This is a genomic window from Serratia sp. BNK-4, assembly GCF_048685115.1.
Classification (GTDB): Bacteria; Pseudomonadota; Gammaproteobacteria; order Enterobacterales; family Enterobacteriaceae; genus Serratia; species Serratia bockelmannii.
The window spans coordinates 1494367-1511971 of the sequence record NZ_JBLQTM010000001.1 but is presented as its reverse complement, the minus strand read 5'-3'; the positions used below and the strand labels follow the sequence as shown (position 1 = coordinate 1511971).

Annotated in this window: 16 protein-coding genes; 9 read left to right on the top strand and 7 right to left on the bottom strand. The window is 56.9% G+C overall.

Annotated elements, in window-relative coordinates:
* The first annotated feature begins 96 nt into the window (after nt 1–96).
* Nucleotides 97–555 (top strand): methylglyoxal synthase, encoded by a 459-nt coding sequence (locus tag ACMGGW_RS07200; protein WP_016928284.1) that lies wholly within the window; start codon nt 97–99, stop codon nt 553–555.
* Nucleotides 556–588: 33 nt separating this feature from the next.
* On the opposite strand, the gene helD is transcribed toward ACMGGW_RS07200, so the two are convergent.
* Nucleotides 589–2643: a DNA helicase IV gene (helD, locus tag ACMGGW_RS07195; RefSeq protein WP_099817385.1), complete on the bottom strand. Its 2055-nt coding sequence runs from the start codon at nt 2641–2643 to the stop codon at nt 589–591.
* Nucleotides 2644–2809: 166 nt separating this feature from the next.
* On the opposite strand from helD, the gene ACMGGW_RS07190 reads away from it, so the two are divergent.
* Both ACMGGW_RS07190 and yccS read left to right on the top strand, forming a co-directional pair.
* The gene (locus ACMGGW_RS07190; protein WP_049204263.1) at nt 2810–3262 is read left to right on the top strand and encodes a YccF domain-containing protein; all 453 of its coding nucleotides are present in this window, start codon (nt 2810–2812) and stop codon (nt 3260–3262) included.
* A gap of 26 nt (nt 3263–3288) precedes the next feature.
* Nucleotides 3289–5424, top strand: coding sequence for a YccS family putative transporter (gene yccS, locus ACMGGW_RS07185; protein WP_197832198.1), 2136 nt, complete (start codon nt 3289–3291; stop codon nt 5422–5424).
* Between the two features lie 4 nt (nt 5425–5428).
* Here yccS and ACMGGW_RS07180 read toward each other — a convergent pair whose 3' ends face one another.
* Complete coding sequence (locus ACMGGW_RS07180) at nt 5429–6085, bottom strand: TfoX/Sxy family DNA transformation protein (RefSeq protein WP_025302311.1); 657 nt, start codon at nt 6083–6085, stop codon at nt 5429–5431.
* 229 nt (nt 6086–6314) lie between these two features.
* On the opposite strand from ACMGGW_RS07180, the gene sulA reads away from it, so the two are divergent.
* Entirely contained in the window at nt 6315–6821 is a 507-nt protein-coding gene (gene sulA, locus ACMGGW_RS07175; protein ID WP_025302310.1) for an SOS-induced cell division inhibitor SulA, read from the top strand.
* Nucleotides 6822–7177: 356 nt separating this feature from the next.
* Nucleotides 7178–8254: a porin OmpA gene (gene ompA / locus ACMGGW_RS07170; RefSeq protein WP_049296036.1), complete on the top strand. Its 1077-nt coding sequence runs from the start codon at nt 7178–7180 to the stop codon at nt 8252–8254.
* A gap of 105 nt (nt 8255–8359) precedes the next feature.
* Here the strand turns inward: ompA and matP are convergent, their stop codons facing one another.
* On the bottom strand, nt 8360–8818 hold the full coding sequence (gene matP, locus ACMGGW_RS07165) for a macrodomain Ter protein MatP (RefSeq protein ID WP_004928138.1): 459 nt from the start codon (nt 8816–8818) through the stop codon (nt 8360–8362).
* A 210-nt stretch (nt 8819–9028) separates the two neighbouring features.
* Here matP and ACMGGW_RS07160 point away from each other — a divergent pair, with 210 nt between their 5' ends.
* The 4 genes from ACMGGW_RS07160 (at nt 9029) to fabF (ending at nt 13566) form a co-directional block, all read left to right on the top strand.
* Nucleotides 9029–10777, top strand: coding sequence for an AAA family ATPase (locus ACMGGW_RS07160; protein ID WP_162495999.1), 1749 nt, complete (start codon nt 9029–9031; stop codon nt 10775–10777).
* A gap of 68 nt (nt 10778–10845) precedes the next feature.
* Complete coding sequence (gene fabA / locus ACMGGW_RS07155; RefSeq protein ID WP_004928144.1) at nt 10846–11364, top strand: bifunctional 3-hydroxydecanoyl-ACP dehydratase/trans-2-decenoyl-ACP isomerase; 519 nt, start codon at nt 10846–10848, stop codon at nt 11362–11364.
* Between the two features lie 400 nt (nt 11365–11764).
* On the top strand, nt 11765–12292 hold the full coding sequence (locus ACMGGW_RS07150) for a winged helix-turn-helix transcriptional regulator (RefSeq protein ID WP_025302308.1): 528 nt from the start codon (nt 11765–11767) through the stop codon (nt 12290–12292).
* The gene (gene fabF / locus ACMGGW_RS07145; protein ID WP_025302307.1) at nt 12289–13566 is read left to right on the top strand and encodes a beta-ketoacyl-ACP synthase II; all 1278 of its coding nucleotides are present in this window, start codon (nt 12289–12291) and stop codon (nt 13564–13566) included. Before ACMGGW_RS07150 ends, fabF begins: the two co-directional genes overlap by 4 nt.
* Nucleotides 13567–13630: 64 nt before the next feature.
* Here fabF and rmf read toward each other — a convergent pair whose 3' ends face one another.
* The 4 genes from rmf to pqiA all read right to left on the bottom strand — a co-directional run bounded on the left by rmf (nt 13631) and on the right by pqiA (nt 17575).
* Nucleotides 13631–13801 (bottom strand): ribosome modulation factor, encoded by a 171-nt coding sequence (rmf, locus tag ACMGGW_RS07140; protein ID WP_004928150.1) that lies wholly within the window; start codon nt 13799–13801, stop codon nt 13631–13633.
* A gap of 270 nt (nt 13802–14071) precedes the next feature.
* Nucleotides 14072–14632: a membrane integrity-associated transporter subunit PqiC gene (gene pqiC / locus ACMGGW_RS07135; protein WP_043137613.1), complete on the bottom strand. Its 561-nt coding sequence runs from the start codon at nt 14630–14632 to the stop codon at nt 14072–14074.
* Nucleotides 14629–16275 (bottom strand): intermembrane transport protein PqiB, encoded by a 1647-nt coding sequence (pqiB, locus tag ACMGGW_RS07130; RefSeq protein WP_025302305.1) that lies wholly within the window; start codon nt 16273–16275, stop codon nt 14629–14631. Before pqiB ends, pqiC begins: the two co-directional genes overlap by 4 nt.
* Nucleotides 16262–17575: a membrane integrity-associated transporter subunit PqiA gene (gene pqiA / locus ACMGGW_RS07125; RefSeq protein WP_420279538.1), complete on the bottom strand. Its 1314-nt coding sequence runs from the start codon at nt 17573–17575 to the stop codon at nt 16262–16264. Before pqiA ends, pqiB begins: the two co-directional genes overlap by 14 nt.
* Nucleotides 17576–17605 lie beyond the last annotated feature (30 nt).

The following is a 17605-nucleotide window of genomic DNA, read 5'->3' as shown; positions in this document are numbered from 1 at the left end:
GCGCCTTTTCTTCGCATTTTCAGGCGCAAACGCTAGGCAGTGAAAAACAGTTTCAGTAATCTGTCGCACATCCCCCGATGAGCGAAGGACACCGAGATGGAATTGACTACCCGCACTATCGCCGCGCGCAAACACATTGCGCTGGTGGCGCACGATCACCGCAAACAGGCCCTATTGGAGTGGGTAGAAAGCCACAAGACTATTCTGGCGCAGCACCAGCTGTACGCCACCGGCACCACCGGTAATCTGATCCAGCGCGCCAGCGGCATTCCCGTCACCAGCATGCTGAGTGGCCCGATGGGCGGCGATCAGCAGGTTGGCGCACTGATTGCGGAAGGCAAGATAGACATGCTGATCTTCTTCTGGGACCCGCTGAACGCGGTGCCGCACGATCCGGACGTGAAGGCGCTACTGCGGCTGGCGACAGTATGGAATATTCCGGTGGCCACCAACCGCTCGACCGCCGATTTTCTGATCGACTCTCCGCTGTTCAAAAACGAGGTGGAGATCGCCATCCCCGACTATCAGCGCTACCTGCAAGACCGCCTGAAATAATCCTCACGGCCTGGCTGGCGCCAGGCCTGATGCCTACGGTTTTTTCTGCACCGGTACGCCAAGATCCTGCAGGTGTTCGACGAACACCGAAGGGCGTTCACGATCCTGCAACAGCCATACCTGATGTTTGGCGCGCGTCAACGCGACATACAATAGACGGCGCTCTTCGGCATCCGGGAAATCCTCCGGCTGCGGCAGTAGCACCTCTTCCAACACCGACTCGCGCGCCACGGCGGGGAAGCCGTCACGCCCCTCATGTAAACCGGCAATGATGACGTATTCCGCCTGCTGCCCTTTGCTGGCGTGGATGGTCATAAACTCCAGATCCAGCTTGGGCCAGCGGGTGCCCGCCTTCGCCAGCGCTTCCGGTTTCAGATGATGGTAACGCGCCAGCACCAGGATGCGCTCATCCGGCTTGGCGTAGCCGCTCAGTTTATCCAGCAAGGGCTCCAGCTGCTCGTGCGGCAGGATCGCCACCGACTTTTTATTGCCCTTGCTCAAGCTGTTGAGCGGTTTTTTCAGCTGGTGCGGGTTTTGCTGCACGAACCGGTTGGCCACCTCGCCGATACGTTCATTGAAGCGATAGGTGGTATCCAGCGCGCACTGCGCGCCTTCGCCGAAGTTCGTGGCAAAGGCCGTGGTTAACGTCAATTCTGCGCCGCTGAAGCGATAAATCGCCTGCCAGTCATCCCCCACCGCAAACAGGCAGGTCTGCTTGTTCTGTCGGCGCAATGCCGCCAGCAACAGCGCACGCTGCGGTGAGATATCCTGAAACTCGTCGACCAGAATATGTTTCCACGGGCTGACGAAGCGCCCCTTGTCGAGAATGTTGACCGCCTGATGGATAAGGCCGGAGAAGTCCACCGCCCCTTCCTCTTTCAAGGCGCTTTTCCAGGCTTTCAGCAGCGGCGCCATCAGCCGGATACGTTTTGAGAACAGATCGCGGATGTCTTCATCCGCCTGCTCAATCATTTCCGACTGGCTGCCGCCGTGCATGCGCATCAGCCCCAACCAGCGTTCCAACCGGCTTGCAAGGCGATCCGCCAGGCGCTTATCCTGCCAGAAGTCGCCTTCCGGCACTTCCCATTCCAGCTCTTCGGTCAACCATTGACGCCACCCCTTGGCCTGCGCTTTCTTCTCCGCGCACTGTTGGCGCCAATGGGTAATCAGCAGCTCTTTGCGCGCTTTGGCATCGGTTTCCAACCGGCTGATGGCCGGGGCCTTGCGGCTGCCTTGTTGAATGATTTGCAGCGCCAAGGCATGGAAGGTCTTGGCCTGAATGCCGACATCACCCAAACGTTCTTTGATGCGGTCGTTCATCTCGCCAGCGGCCTGGCGGCCGAAAGCCAACAGCAAGATTTGGCCCGGCTGCGCCTCCTGACGGCGCAGCAGCCAGCCGGCGCGCGCCACCAGCACCGACGTTTTGCCGCTGCCGGCCCCCGCCAATACCAGAACGGAATCCTCGCCGTTGACCACCGCGCGACTCTGGGAATCATTGAGCGGTGAGCTTTCGACTGTCTGGAAGAAGTCGTGATGTTGCTCCAGCATGCGATCGGTCCACTGCCGGTTGCGTTGTTCGACGCTGTGTAGCCCCTGCTGCAGCCATTGCAGACACAGTTGGTAATCGGCCCGGCAGTTATCGAATTCCTCCAGACGCGTCACCGGCATCGGCAACGCGGAGAAAGCCTCACGGATTTGCTGTTGCAGCTTGCCCAGCTCAGACTTTTTGAACCATTTATCTTGCTGCTCTATGCGCTGAATCTGTGCCACCTGCTGTTGCAACACGCCGGCACTGACCTCACTCATTTCGGCGCTCCACTGCTGCCACGCCTGCTGCAGATAGTGATAAAAACGTTGCGTTTCCTGCCATTCGGTGCCGTGCAGCCGCACCACTTTTTCGTCCGGCAATTCAAATTCCAGCTCGCCCCAGACGATGCCGCGCTTGCACCTGACCTGAATCAGTTGATTGAAGGGGATCAGGTATTCATGTTTTTCCCCGCTCACCTCAACGCCGGCGTGCAGCAACCGCACGCGGTTATAAGGGTGCTGAGCCAGGTGTTTCCCCAGCGATGTCGCTTTAAGTTCCATATCGTCGCGCCATGACTATGTTGAGATTAAATAACGGATATCTGCCAGTTTACCTGCGATAAGCAGTGGCACTCTAGCGCTAAAAAAAGGGTAGAATAGATTTTGCGTTTTTATCGTGAATACGCCCGCATCGCGGTTTGGCTATCATTAGAGCAGAATGACGTCTATGCGTACTGTACTGAATATTCTTAATTTTGTGTTGGGCGGTTTCTTCACCACGCTAGGCTGGCTTATTGCTACGGTGTTCAGCGTGCTGCTTGTCATCACACTGCCGCTTACCCGCTCCTGTTGGGAAATCACCAAGCTGTCGCTGGTGCCGTTCGGCAACGAAGCGATGCACGTCGATGAACTGTATCCGGAAAAAAGCAATGCGCTGCTCTCCGCCGGCGGCTCGCTGCTCAACATTATTTGGCTGGTGCTGTTCGGCTGGTGGCTGTGCCTGTCACACATCGCCGCCGGTATCGTGCAATGCGTTTCAATCATCGGCATTCCGGTCGGCATCGCCAATTTCAAAATAGCCGCCATCGCGCTGTGGCCGGTGGGACGCCGCGTCGTCTCGGTAGAAATGGCTCAGCAAGCCCGTATTGAGAATGCTCGCCGCCACTATCAACAGCGTTAATTTTTTCTCCGTTTGAGGAGTTTTTCGTGCGCTCTTTTGCACCCGCAGTTCGTCGTTATACTTACAACAGCAACCTGCTGTATCACTTGCGCATCCTCATTGCGCTGATCGGCACCACCGCCGTTCCCTGGTGGCTCGGCATTCCCAAGCTGACTATCCCGTTAACGCTGGGCGTGGTGGCAGCCGCCCTGACCGATTTGGATGACCGCCTGGCCGGCAGGTTACGCAACCTGCTGATCACGCTGGTGTGCTTCTTTGTTGCCTCCGCCTCGATCGAGCTGCTGTTCCCTTATCCCTGGTTGTTCGCCCTTGGCTTAACCACGTCGACCTGCGGTTTTATCCTGCTCGGCGCCTTGGGGCAGCGTTATGCCACCATCGCCTTCGGCGCGCTGCTGATCGCGGTTTACACCATGCTCGGCACCTCGATGTACGATGCCTGGTATCAGCAACCGCTGCTGCTGGTGATCGGCGCGCTGTGGTACAACCTGCTGACGTTGGCAGGCCACCTGCTGTTCCCGATCCGGCCGCTGCAAGAGAACCTGGCGCGCTGTTACGATCAACTGGCCAACTATCTGGATGCCAAAGCCAATCTGTTCGATCCCGACGCCGAACGCGACGCCGACCTGCCATGGATGGATGTCGCCATGGCCAACAGCGCCTTGGTCGCGTTGCTTAACCAAACCAAAGCCTCGCTGCTGACGCGCCTGAAAGGCGATCGTGGCCAGCGCGGCACCCGCCGCACCTTGCACTACTATTTTGTCGCGCAGGATATCCACGAGCGTGCCAGCTCTTCCCACGTTCAGTACCACGCGCTCAGCCGGCAATTTCGTCACAGCGACATTTTGTTCCGCTTCCAGCGTCTGCTGAGCATGCAGGCACGCGCCTGCCGCCAATTGGCACAATCGATCCTGCTGCGGCAAAAGTACCAGCACAATCCGCGCTTTGAACCGACTTTCAGCCGCATTCAGGAGGCGTTGGCGCGCATCGCCGAAACCCAGGGCAATAACGAGCAGACCAAGGCGCTGGCGCATCTGTTGAAAAACCTGCATGCGATCGATGCGCAGCTGGCCAATATCGAATCAGAGCAGACGCTGGCCAGCGGGCAAGCGGAAGAGAACAGCCTGGCCGACGACCGCTTAACCGGCTGGAGCGATATTCGGCTGCGCATCAGCCGCCATTTGACGCCTCAGTCGGCCCTGTTCCGCCACGCGATCCGCATGTCGGTGGTACTGTGCGTGGGTTACGCCTTCATCCAGTTCACGGGTATGCAGCACGGTTACTGGATCCTGTTGACCAGCCTGTTCGTCTGTCAACCGAACTACAACGCTACCCGCCGACGCCTGGCGCTACGCATCATCGGTACCCTGGCCGGTATCCTGATCGGCCTGCCAATCCTCTATTTCGTGCCGTCATTGGAAGGGCAACTGGTGTTGATCGTCATCACCGGCGTTCTGTTCTTCGCTTTCCGCACCGTACAATATGCCCACGCGACGATGTTCATCACGCTGCTGGTGCTGTTGTGTTTTAACCTGTTGGGCGAAGGATTCGAAGTGGCAGCCCCGCGCGTTTACGATACCTTGCTGGGCTGTGCCATCGCCTGGGCGGCAGTCAGCTTTATCTGGCCGGACTGGAAGTTCCGCCAACTGCCGGCGGTGGTGGATAAAACGCTGAATGCCAACTGCCGTTATCTGGACGCCATTCTGGTGCAATACCACCAGGGTAAGGATAACGGCCTCGCTTACCGCATCGCGCGACGTGATGCCCACAACAGCGATGCCGAACTGGCTTCGGTCATCTCCAACATGTCCGCCGATCCCAAAGCCGACAAAGCGCTGCAGGAAGCCGCCTTCCGCTTGCTCTGTCTGAACCACACGCTCCTGAGCTATATCTCCGCATTGGGGGCGCACCGCGAGCGGCTGAACACCCCGGCCACGCTCGATCTGCTCAATGACGCCGTGTGTTACGTGGACGGCGCCTTGCATCAGGAAGAACGGAACAGCCAGCGCATTGCGCAGGCGTTGGAACAGCTGGCGGAGCGCATCAGCAAAGCCGTTCCGGAACCTGAAAGCAAAGAACAATTGGTCTTGCAGCAGGTGGGATTGGTGCTCGAGCTGCTGCCAGAGCTCACCGCGCTGCATGCCCAAATCAATAAGGCAGCCTAACTATTCAGGGCCCGTTCGATGGGCCCTGAATAACCGGCTCATGCCCATGGCGGCGCATCGCCATCGTATGATCGAACCAACGCACTAGCTCGCTGCGTAATTCGGCCGGCAACGCCGCCTGATGATAACCGGCTATCGCCCCGCCCAGCGACAGCAGCACTCGTAGCCCCAAATTAGTCTGCTGTTTCAATAAACGGAGATAGCTGCGTTTGGCGCCATGCAGCCGCAGGTCATAAGCGTTGCGAATGCCCGCTCGCCACAGCAGACGTTCCATATTAACGTCAATATTCGGCAATGCCTTCAGTCGGCCGTGATCGCCAGCCTTAAGCCGCTGCTCCCGGCGCGCCTCCCTGACAGCCTGCCAGGCCAGCCCCACCAGCTCGTTGCGTTCCCGCCACAGTGACTCGTCAACCCAGTAATAACGCAAAGTGATGGGCGCTCCACGCTTGGAGTAGACCATATTGACCATCCCTCTGGCACGAAAGGCCGGTTCCATGCTCGCCGTAGCCCGCAAGTACAGCTCGCCGTCCGCTATCACCGCAAACATTACCCCCTCGGCCAGCAGGCCGTAGCCACCAAACTGTGACCGTGTTGTGATGGCTCCCAGCGCCGCAAAGCAATTTTTAGCCTGCGCGATTCTTCTCGTCGACATCCTTTTCATAGCGTTCCTCCTTTTTAGGTTCTGGCCGTATTATTTCTCTCATCAATGAAAAAAGTAACGTGAACAACTAATTAGAAAAATACGCACTATCCGCCCGCCTGCCAATCACAAAAATCATCAGTACAAAAAATGATCGCAATTATGCGAGCCGCTACGAAAATTTGGGTTGATCTTATCCTAAATCAGGGATACTGTATAAACATACAGTAACACGACGGGCGGGAACTTTATGCGTACTCAATCACTCTACCAACCTCATTTCGGCCATGGCTCTTATACAGCGCGCAATGTTGCGAAGAACACAGATGTCGGCAAAGAAAATGGCTTGATCAGTGAACTTGTTTACAACGAGCGCCAGCCCGCAGTGGCCCAATTGCTGTTGCCCCTGCTGCAACAACTGGGCAAACAGTCTCGCTGGCTTCTGTGGCTGACGCCGCAGCAAAAATTAAGCAAACAATGGCTGCAGCAATCCGGCCTGCCTGTAGATAAGATGATGCAATTGAGCCAGATCAGCCCGGTGAATACGGTCGAGGCAATGGAAAAAGCGCTGCAAACGGGAAATTACAGCGTGGTTCTCGGCTGGTTGCCTGAGCTAACGGAGGAGGATCGTCTAAAATTAAGACGTGCGGCAGAATTGGGTAATGCCTATGGGTTTATCATGCGGCCTCAACGTGACATTAACCCGACTCACGGACACTGTTCCACCCTAAAAATTCACTCTTCTTTGTATCATTAAGTAAATTTAGGATTTTTCCCATCATTTTCGCACCCCCTAAGCGGAACCTTTGCGTGGGAAGGCACAAAGCTAGTCCGGCTGCGGTTTGGCAAGCAAAAATGCTCGATGAATCGCCGTTTTTTTAGGCAAAGAACGTTAGCAAATATGTACGATTCCGCGTTTTTTTTTAGAGCCTTATCACATCACACTTGTAACTTTCGCGCCACGTTGTAGACTTTACATCGCCAAGGTTGCTCTATAACGTCAGAAAAACTGGCGAGTAACAAACGAGGGCTTAAACCTTGGCGAAGGAATTTAACCAAGGGCTTAAACAGCTTTAAAGCTCATTGCCTATTTGGATGATAACGAGGCGCAAAATGAAAAAGACAGCTATCGCATTAGCAGTGGCACTGGCAGGTTTCGCTACCGTAGCGCAAGCCGCTCCAAAAGATAACACCTGGTACACCGGTGCTAAACTGGGCTGGTCCCAGTACCACGACACTGGTTTCTACGGTAACGGTTACCAGAACGGTATCGGCAACGGCCCAACCCACAAAGATCAGCTGGGTGCCGGCGCGTTCCTGGGCTACCAGGCAAACCAATACCTGGGCTTCGAGCTGGGCTATGACTGGCTCGGCCGCATGCCTTACAAAGGCAGCGTGAACAACGGTGCTTTCAAAGCGCAGGGCGTTCAACTGGCCGCTAAACTGAGCTACCCAATTGCTGACGATCTGGACATCTACACTCGTCTGGGTGGTATGGTATGGCGTGCAGACTCCAAAGCTAACTACGGCAACGGCACTCGCCTGAGCGACCACGACACCGGCGTTTCTCCGCTGGCTGCTGTTGGTGTTGAATACGCACTGACCAAAAACTGGGCTACTCGCCTGGATTACCAGTTCGTAAGCAACATCGGTGACGCAGGTACCGTTGGCGCACGTCCAGACAACACCATGCTGAGCCTGGGCGTTTCTTACCGCTTCGGTCAGGATGACGTAGTTGCTCCAGCACCAGCTCCAGCTCCGGCTCCAGTTGTTGAAACCAAGCGTTTCACTCTGAAGTCTGACGTGCTGTTCAACTTCAACAAGTCTACTCTGAAAGCAGAAGGCCAGCAGGCTCTGGATCAGCTGTACACCCAGCTGAGCTCCATGGATCCTAAAGACGGTTCTGTAGTTGTTCTGGGTTACACCGACGCCGTTGGTTCTGACCAGTACAACCAGAAACTGTCCGAACAGCGCGCACAAAGCGTTGTTGACTACCTGGTCTCCAAAGGCATCCCGTCAGACAAAATCTCTGCACGTGGTATGGGTGAAGCAGATGCAGTTACTGGCAACACCTGTGGCTACAAATCTGGCCGCGCTACCAAAGCTCAGATCGCTTGCCTGGCACCAGATCGTCGCGTAGAGATCGAAGTTAAAGGTATCAAAGACGTTGTAACTCAGCCTCAGGGCTAAGTTTACTCGCCTAATAAAAAACCCCGCCTAGCGGGGTTTTTTTTCGTCCTATTGTTGTTGCCACAACCCTTCAAGGCCAAACGCCACAAAGGCGCTCTCACGCACTTACTTGGGATCTTTGCCAAGAATCGCCTTCAAGTCTTCTTTCAACGATGACATCTGGTTTGCATACTTTTCTTTGCGTTCAGCGTCTTCGATAAGTTGCACGACGGTTTCCGAAAGCGTAACGCCACGGCGGCGCGCCAGGGCAGCTAATCGTTGCCAAACCAAAAACTCCAGATCGATAGATTTTTTACGCGTATGCTGATGTTCTGCGTTAAAATGACGTTTGCGGCGGGCGCGGATTGTTTGCTTCATCCGGTTATCCAGTTCCGGATTCATATGAGCGGCAATCCATGCAAGTACCTTTACCGGCTCATTTTCCAGCTTCAGCAGCTCGTTAACCGCTTCCTGAGCAGCGCTGTTTTCAATGTAGCGGGTAATAAGCTCCCCTTCCCGGTGCTTCTTCACCAGGTACTTCCATTTCCAACCGCTCTCTAGATTTTCCAGTTGCTGATATTTCATCTTGAGCTCTTCAGTGACCGCGTAACTTCAAATAAGCATAACAGCTTTGCGCCGAATTTCCCCGGCAATTAAGCCGTCTTTTAGACTGTTTTTTGCACAGTCACCGCGTGATGTCAAACTCCCTGATGCCAACTGGCACTCCGCATGTATCAAGCCGCCGTTATTCTTGTATAATCGCCCTTTCCCTTTTTAACGATTGCATCTAACACTTTGACCAATAACCGACTTGAATGGCAATCTTTATTGCCGGACGTAACGCCTTATCAGGCGATATTTGATACCGCCGCTCAGTTGGCACCCGTGCCCTTTTCCGCCATTCAGCCTCGGCTGGAAAATGCCCTGACGCTATTTTGTCACCCCCAATCGCCACCGCGATTCATGCTGTTGAAAGCGCAAGAAACGCGAGAATACCTGGAACTGATCGCTAACGCCGTCAAACCGCTGCTGCCGCAAAACACGGCATGCCGCGGCAGCCACTATGTCATTCAGGATGGCAAGGTCAGCGTAGAGCCTGCCAGCCATGGCGATGAACCTTTCGCTGCCGGCGGTGCTTGCGTGTTCCAAGAGTGGATTGAACCGGAGCAGCTGTTTGGTTGCGTGCGGATCCACAATGGCGACATCACTCTGCAGCCCGGCCTGGTGCACCAGGCCAACGGCGGTATTCTGATCCTGTCAGCCCGGGCGCTGCTGGCCCAGCCGTTGCTATGGCTGCGGTTGAAGCAAATGATCGGCCAGCGTCAGTTCCATTGGGTTTCGCCTGACGAAACCCGCCCGCTGCCGGTTGCTATTCCGCCGATGCCGCTGGATCTGCGGCTGATTGTGGTCGGCGACCGCCACGGCCTGGCCGATTTCCACGATATCGAGCCAGAACTGAGTGAACAAGCGGTCTATGGCGAATATGAAGACGATCTGCAACTGACTGAAGTTGATGATATGGCGCAGTGGTGCGGCTACGTCAACGGTGTGATCGCCGAGCGGCAGTTACCGATGTTGGCGGCCGATGCCTGGCTGCCGCTGATCGTTCAGGCGGTGCGTTATAGTGGCGATCAGGGCATCCTGCCACTCTCGCCGGTTTGGCTTGGGCAGCAGTTGTCCGAAGCTGCACTGTACGCCGAAGAAGACCGCATTACGGCCAAAGCGTTTGAAGCGGCATTGAATGCCCGCGAATGGCGTGAAAGCTATCTGGCCGAGCGTATGCAGGATGAGATCGAGCTGGGTCAGATCCTGATTGAGACCGAGGGCGAAGTGGTCGGGCAGATCAACGGTCTGTCAGTCCTGGATTATCCGGGCCATCCACGCAGCTTTGGTGAACCGTCGCGCATCAGTTGCGTTGTGCATCTCGGCGACGGCGAGTTCACCGACGTCGAGCGCAAAGCCGAACTGGGCGGCAACCTGCATGCTAAAGGCATGATGATCATGCAGGCGTTCCTGATCGCCGAACTGGATCTTGATCAGCAACTGCCCTTCTCCGCTTCCATCGTCTTTGAGCAATCTTATGGTGAAGTGGACGGTGACAGCGCCTCGCTGGCTGAGCTGTGCGCATTGATCAGCGCCCTGTCACAGCAACCGATCACCCAACAGATCGCCGTCACCGGCTCCGTCGACCAATTTGGCAACGTACAGCCGATAGGTGGCGTTAACGAAAAGATCGAAGGTTTCTTCGAGGTTTGTTTACGCCGCGGCCTGACGGGCAAACAGGGTGTCGTCTTGCCCGCAACCAACGTGCGCCACCTGTGCTTGCGCCAGGATATCGTCGACGCGGTACGCGAAGGGCAATTCCATCTGTGGGCGGTAGAGAGCGCGGCGGAAGCCTTGCCTTTACTCACAGGTTGCCTCTACTCTGACGAACAACAGCCGAATTTGTTGGCGGCCATTCAGGAACGGATTGCGCAGGTGAGCCTGCAGGAACGCCGCCGTCCGTGGCCGCTACGCTGGCTCAACTGGTTCAACCACGGCTGATCGGACTTGTTCAGCGTACACGTGTTAGCTAACCTGCGTCCTTCATTAAAATAAGGCTTACTGAGAACATGGTAGATAAACGCGATTCCTATACGAAAGAAGACCTCGAAGCATCCGGTCGTGGCGAGCTGTTCGGCGCCGGTGGCCCACCGTTGCCGGCGGGTAACATGTTGATGATGGACCGCGTGGTCAAAATGACCGAAGACGGCGGGACTCACAACAAAGGTTATGTGGAAGCGGAGCTGGATATTAATCCGGACCTATGGTTCTTCGGTTGCCACTTTATCGGCGATCCGGTCATGCCTGGCTGCCTGGGCCTGGATGCGATGTGGCAGCTGGTCGGTTTCTACCTCGGTTGGCTGGGTGGCGAAGGCAAAGGCCGCGCGCTGGGCGTCGGTGAAGTCAAGTTCACCGGCCAGGTGCTGCCAACCGCGAAGAAGGTAACCTATCGTATTAACTTCAAACGCGTCATTACCCGCAAGCTGATCATGGGCGTCGCCGATGGCGAAGTGCTGGTTGACGGTGAAGTGATCTATACCGCCACCGATCTGAAAGTGGGCCTGTTCAAAGATACCACCGCATTCTAATCACGCTGGCGGGAAGGCGGCCACTGCCTTCTCTTCTAACGCTCTTCGCATGCCATCACGTCGAAACGTGATGGCATTTCTTTCTCTTACTTCCCGACTTTCAAAGACCATCCGCATCTTCTTTTAGCCGCCGTCGGCGTTATGGAATATCTCATCACGTTGGCATTGATGCTGGGTGTACCTTATTTCATCGCCCTTCACCGAAATGTCTTCCCCCATAGGTCTTTACCCTATTCTTACCCGAAGCGGCCAAAGCAATAGGCAGCCTGAAAGGCGGCCTCCCTCACTACCCGCATCAGTGCAATAGCGCTTTTTTTGCATCCGGTTATTCTCTTGCCCCTCAAGATCCTCTAACATGACTAGCATAGTAACTACAATTATTGTACTTAGTGAGAAAGGTATGCAAAAAACCCGCTTTAGCGATGCACCTTGCCCCGTCGCGCGTTCATTAGATCGCGTCGGGGAATGGTGGAGCATTCTGATCCTGCGTGATGCCTTTCAGGGGTTGTCCAAATTCGACGAATTCCAACAAAGTCTGGGTATGTCACCCACGCTACTGGCGCGTCGCCTGAAGGATTTGGTGGCCCACGGCATTCTGTATAAAGAACGTTATCAAACGCGGCCGGTGCGCTATCACTACCTGCTTACTGAGCGCGGCAACGATTTTCTCCCGGTGTTGGCGGCGCTCTCACAATGGGGCAACAATCATCTGACCGACGGGGACGTCAGCGCCCTGTTGGTCGACGGACGCAACGATCGGCCGATCCAAGTCCAGTTGGTCAATCGTGATACCCAACAGCCGGTGCCGCCGCAGTTCATTACGCTGGCGCCAGGGCCGGCGGCAAGCGATGGCATATATCAACGCGCCGAACTGATGCGGCAGCGGCGCCTCGCCGATTTACCCGAATTTACCAAGGAGCCATCATGAGCAATTGTCGTATCGTCATTACCGGCATGGGCGCCGTTTCACCGCTAGGGTGCGGTATTGAAGCCATCTGGCAACGTTTGTTAAAAGGAGAATCCGGCATTCGAGCGTTGCCTGACGAGATCGTTGCAGATTTACCGGTCAAGGTCGGAGGACAAGTCCCGGCGCTGGCGCAAGATGCTGAAGCGGGCTTCAACCCCGACGCCTCCGTCGCCCCCAAGGACCAAAAGAAAATGGACCGCTTTATCCTGTTTGCTATGGCGGCGGCGGATGAAGCCATTCGTCAGGCCGGCTGGATAGCCGATACGGACGAAAAACAAGAGCGCACAGCCACCGTCATTGCCTCGGGTATTGGCGGTTTCCCGGCGATTGCCCAGGCGGTGCGCACAACCGACAGCCGCGGAGCCAAACGGCTGTCGCCGTTCACCATCCCCTCATTCCTGGTCAATCTGGCGGCCGGCCACGTTTCAATCAAACACCACTTCAAGGGGCCGATTGGCGCGCCGGTCACCGCCTGTGCCGCCGGCGTGCAAGCCATTGGCGACGCAGTGCGTATGATCCGCAATGATGAAGCCGATATCGCCGTGTGCGGCGGTACCGAAGCCGCTATAGATACCGTCAGCCTGGGCGGGTTCGCCGCCGCGCGCGCCATGTCCACCGCTCCGGCCGAATTGGCGCAACAGGCCTCTCGGCCCTTCGACAGCGCCCGGGACGGATTTGTCATGGGGGAAGGCGCCGGCATGCTGGTGATTGAAACGCTGGAACACGCGCTGGCGCGCGGCGCCACCCCGCTCGCGGAAATCGTCGGCTATGGCACCAGCGCCGACGCCTACCACATGACATCCGGCGCTGAAGACGGCAACGGCGCCTATCGGGCGATGAAAATCGCGTTGAAGCAGGCGAACGTCGTTCCCGAGGAGGTACAGCATTTAAATGCGCACGCGACATCGACACCCGTAGGGGATTTGGGCGAAATCAACGCCATCAAACACCTGTTTGGCACGGCCGGGACTGTCGCCGTAACCTCAACAAAATCAGCGACGGGGCACCTGCTGGGCGCCGCCGGCGGGCTGGAAACCATCTTTACCGCCTTGGCTCTGCGCGATCAGATAGCCCCTGCCACGCTAAATCTGGATAACCCCGATCCGGCGGCGGCAGGCTTGCATCTGGTCGCGAAACAGGCGGAATCGATGAATATGACCTACGCCTTATCAAACGGCTTCGGCTTTGGCGGCGTGAATGCGAGTATTTTGCTGAAGCGCTGGCAGGATAAATAAACGCCTGAAACAAAAACCTCCGCCAAAGGGCGGAGGTTATTCCTTTTATTTGACAGGGAGCCGCTTAAGCGGTCACAGCCCTGTCTTCCATGGCTTCTCGCCAACCTCCCAGCCATTGAGACCGGGCGTCCACCGATGATTGGTAGGGACAATGTTCCCTGGAACGCCCTAAAATACCTGCCTGATACCCTCTCGAATGCGCCCTTTCCAGACGATCGCGTTTCTGTCTCTTCATGCCTCGTTTCCCTCATTTTGGTCTGGTGGAAAGAAAACAATGGCTGCTTTTTGCGCAGCCACGAGTAATCAATAGCGCTAAAAGAAGAGAAGATCAATGCGCAAAATTCACGCCAATGTCATATTTGTGAGCTACGCCCGAGGAAAGTGCTAAGTGGCTGATCTGCCGGGGAAGGAGTTAACCAATTGAAATGAAATAGAAATCCCTGCCAGCGAGAAAAAACGAATTTCCACGGCGACAGGGATTAGACGATTTTAGACCAAATTATGACTAAATGCCGCCCATCTGTGCGGCGATAGCCTGGGCTTCCTGCTGCCACCCCTGCGCCAGAGTGCGCACCAGGGCATCATAGCCGTCTTCACCCTGTTTCAGCTCCAGGCTGAAAGGCCGTTTGATCAAGCGCCCCTGGCGGTTCAGCACCCACTCGCCGCGAATGATCGCCTTGCCGTCAAAACGGCCGTGGAAGCCGCTGATGGTCACGTTCAGCACATCCTGATCGCTGCTCATCGGCTGCGAAGAGACCACCCAACCCGGCAGCGCGCTGCTCAGGTTGGTGACCAGCGTTTGCTGCAGCTGCTGGTCGAGCGGGCTGGCCCACAGGTTGTTCTGGGCTATCACATACTGCACGTCGTTGGTCTGATACACCACGCCGCTCTGCGCCAGATAATCCGCCACGCTCACGTGCTCCAGCCACAGCTGGCGCGTGGAGGCGCCGCTGCTGCTGGCCGCGGCCGGCGCGCCCAGCGCCGGCAACTGATAGTAAGTCTTCTGTGGCGAACTGCTGCAGGCGCTGAGCAACAGCGCCAGGGCTACCGGGATCCATTTCATCATTTCGTGGCCTTCTTCGGCTGAGGGTCATTACTGCCGGCGGCTTCAAACACCAGCGCGTTACTCTTCTCATTCAGGGTGCGCAACACCGGTTGCAGCTCACGCAAGACCTGATCGAGGCGCTGCATGTCGCCCACCATCTTGTTGTAAGCCGGCGAACCTGGCTGGAACCCTTTCATGCTGCGGTTCAACTCCAGCAGCGTTTTCTGCATGTCCTGCGGCAGCGCCTGCATCTCTTTGCTGGCGATGATGTCGTTCAACGACTTCATGGTCTGCTGCGTCGACTTCATGGTTTTCTGACTTTCCGCCAGCGTCTTGGTCGCCTCGTTGATCATCGGATTGATCGGCATCGCGTTGATCTTGTCCAGCGTCTGCATCAGTTTCTGCTGGATCTGCGCCAGACCGCCGCTGGTGGTTGGCATCAGCGGATAACCAAACAGCTCGCGCGGCCCTTTCCACGGTTTCTCCTGCGGATAGAAGTCGAGATCGATATACAGCGAACCGGTCAGCAGGTTGGCGGACTTCATCGAGGCGCGCATGCCGCGGGACTCGGCGTCTTTCAAGTGCCCTTCGATATCGAAGTTGCCGCCCAGCTGTTTCTGGAAGCGATCCGGCTCGATGCGGATCAGCACCGGAATGCGGTAATCGTTATCCAGACGCTGCGCCATGCCGTCTTTATAGAACGGTACCTGCGCCACCGTACCCAGACGGATGCCGCGGAACTCGACTGGCGCGCCCGGCTGCAGGCCGCGTACCGAGTCGGAGAAGAACAGCAGGTAATCCTTATGCACGGTATACAGCGAATCCTGCGTGCTGCGCTGGTTGTCGAACAGCTGGTACTCCGCCTTCTCTTTCGCCAGTTCGCCGCGATCCCAGCCGTCCGGCACGTCGAAGCTGACGCCGCCGCTGAACAGCGTGGTCAATGATCCCATCTCTACCCGCATGCCCTGCGCCGACATGTCAAACGCCACGCCGCTGTCTTTCCAGAAGCGCACGTTGGTGGTGACCAACTGATCGTAAGGCGCGGTGATGAACAGCTGATAGCGCATGGCGCGCGCTTTGGGATCGAAATAGCTGGTTTCCACCGACCCGACGCGATAACCGCGGAACAGCACCGGATCGCCGGCGTTAAGCTGGCCTGATTTCTCGCTGTCCAGCACGATACGCAGCCCTTTGGCATCCGGAGAGGCCAGCGGCGGCGCGTCGAGCAGCTGGTAGTTGTCTTTACCGTCTTTGCCCTTGTTGCCCGGCTGCAGTTCGATATAGGCGCCGGAGAGCAGCGTCCCCAACCCGGAAACGCCTTCACGGCCGATCTGCGGCTTCACCACCCAGAAGGCGGAATCCTGGCGCAGCAATTTCTCCATGCCGGAATTAAGACGCGCCTGCACCATCACCTTGCTCAGGTCATCGCTCAACGTGACAGTTTCCACCACGCCGACGTCAACGCTGCGGCTTTTGATTTTGGTTTTACCCGCTTCCAGCCCTTCCGCCGTCGTAGTCACCAGCGTCACTACCGGCCCCTGATGGCTAAAGTGGTAAAACAGGATCCAGGCGCCGATCAGCGCGGTCACGATGGGAATGATCCACACCGGCGACCAGCGTTTGATCTTCTCGACGTCCGCGACGCTATGATTATTTTCCGTCACCTTGCGGCTCCTTGTTGATTGTTTCACTTGCGCGATCCCAGGTCAGCCGGGGATCAAATGTCATGGCGGCGAACATGGTGAGGATCACCACCAGCGCGAACAGCACGGCGCCCGTCGCGGGATAAATGCTCATCAACTGCCCCATTCGCACCAACGCCGACAACACGGCGATCACAAACACGTCGATCATTGACCAGCGGCCAACGAACTCGACCACTTCATAAATCAGGTGCATGCGCTCGCTGTCGGCGCGCGGTTTCTTCCTGCCGTTCGCATCCCAGCACAGCCAGCCGATCGCCAACATTTTCAGCGACGGCACCATGATACTGGCGATGAAAATCACCATCGCTACCGGATAAGAGCCGTCCCCCCACAGCAGGATCACCCCCGCCATGATGGTGGAGTTCATTTTGTTACCCAGCGCCTCGGTCACCATGATGGGCATCAGGTTGGCCGGAATATACAGCATGATGGAGGTCACCAGCAGCGCCAGCGTCCACTGCAGGCTGTGGCGGCGACGCACGCAGCCCTTGGTGTGGCAGCGCGGGCAACTCACCTGATCGGCCGGCAGGATCGCCGTGCAGCACGCGCAGGAGCGCACGCCCTGGCGCATGCCGGTGCGTCCTACCGTCAGCGGGCGATCGAGACGCGGTGCCGGTTCGATGTCCTGCCACAGCCAGCGCCGATCCACGCATTGGAAAGCGCGCACCTGCAGCAGGCAGAACAGACAGTAAGGCACGAAGCTGCTGCCGATACCGATATCGCCATAGGCCATCAGCTTGACGAAGCTGACCAGCACCCCGGCGAGGAAAATCTCCACCATGCACCAGGTTTTGAACTGGAACAGCACCCGGGCCATCCACTCTTTCAGTCCCAGCGGCAAACGCACTTTGGCGCACAGCAGGATGATCGCCACCATGCAAAATGCCGGGATCAGCTGCACGAACACCATAAACAAGGTGGCCATGCTGGCGTAGTCTTCCGCCACCATGACTTCCGGGATTTGGATCAGCCGGATTTCGTTGCCGAGGCCGGCGACGCGCATGTTGATAAACGGGAAAATGTTGGCCAGCACCAGCATGAACAAGGCGCTGAGCGCGTAACCGATCGGCCGCTTGCGCGGTTCGTCCCAGCGGGCGCTGAGCGTGGTTTTGCAGCGCGGGCATACCGCTTTGCTGCCATAGGCCAGCGGCGGCAGCGCCACCAGCATGTCGCACTGCGGGCACAGCATCAGGTTATCCTGCTGCGCCGCCGAAGGTGCGGAATGACTATGCTGCTGATGATTGTTGTGGGAACACACCATATTCCTCCTCAATAACGTTGCTCACCG

Excerpts from the sequence above, each read along its gene's own strand:
- ACMGGW_RS07200 (WP_016928284.1), top strand. The coding sequence starts at position 97 with ATGGAATTGACTACCCGCACTATCGCCGCGCGCAAACACATTGCGCTG.
- ACMGGW_RS07150 (WP_025302308.1), top strand. The coding sequence starts at position 11,765 with ATGCAAAAAACCCGCTTTAGCGATGCACCTTGCCCCGTCGCGCGTTCA.
- fabA (WP_004928144.1), top strand. The coding sequence starts at position 10,846 with ATGGTAGATAAACGCGATTCCTATACGAAAGAAGACCTCGAAGCATCC.
- matP (WP_004928138.1), bottom strand. The coding sequence starts at position 8,818 with ATGAAATATCAGCAACTGGAAAATCTAGAGAGCGGTTGGAAATGGAAG.
- ACMGGW_RS07190 (WP_049204263.1), top strand. The coding sequence starts at position 2,810 with ATGCGTACTGTACTGAATATTCTTAATTTTGTGTTGGGCGGTTTCTTC.
- pqiC (WP_043137613.1), bottom strand. The coding sequence starts at position 14,632 with ATGATGAAATGGATCCCGGTAGCCCTGGCGCTGTTGCTCAGCGCCTGC.
- rmf (WP_004928150.1), bottom strand. The coding sequence starts at position 13,801 with ATGAAGAGACAGAAACGCGATCGTCTGGAAAGGGCGCATTCGAGAGGG.
- fabF (WP_025302307.1), top strand. The coding sequence starts at position 12,289 with ATGAGCAATTGTCGTATCGTCATTACCGGCATGGGCGCCGTTTCACCG.
- helD (WP_099817385.1), bottom strand. The coding sequence starts at position 2,643 with ATGGAACTTAAAGCGACATCGCTGGGGAAACACCTGGCTCAGCACCCT.
- ompA (WP_049296036.1), top strand. The coding sequence starts at position 7,178 with ATGAAAAAGACAGCTATCGCATTAGCAGTGGCACTGGCAGGTTTCGCT.
- ACMGGW_RS07180 (WP_025302311.1), bottom strand. The coding sequence starts at position 6,085 with ATGAAAAGGATGTCGACGAGAAGAATCGCGCAGGCTAAAAATTGCTTT.
- sulA (WP_025302310.1), top strand. The coding sequence starts at position 6,315 with ATGCGTACTCAATCACTCTACCAACCTCATTTCGGCCATGGCTCTTAT.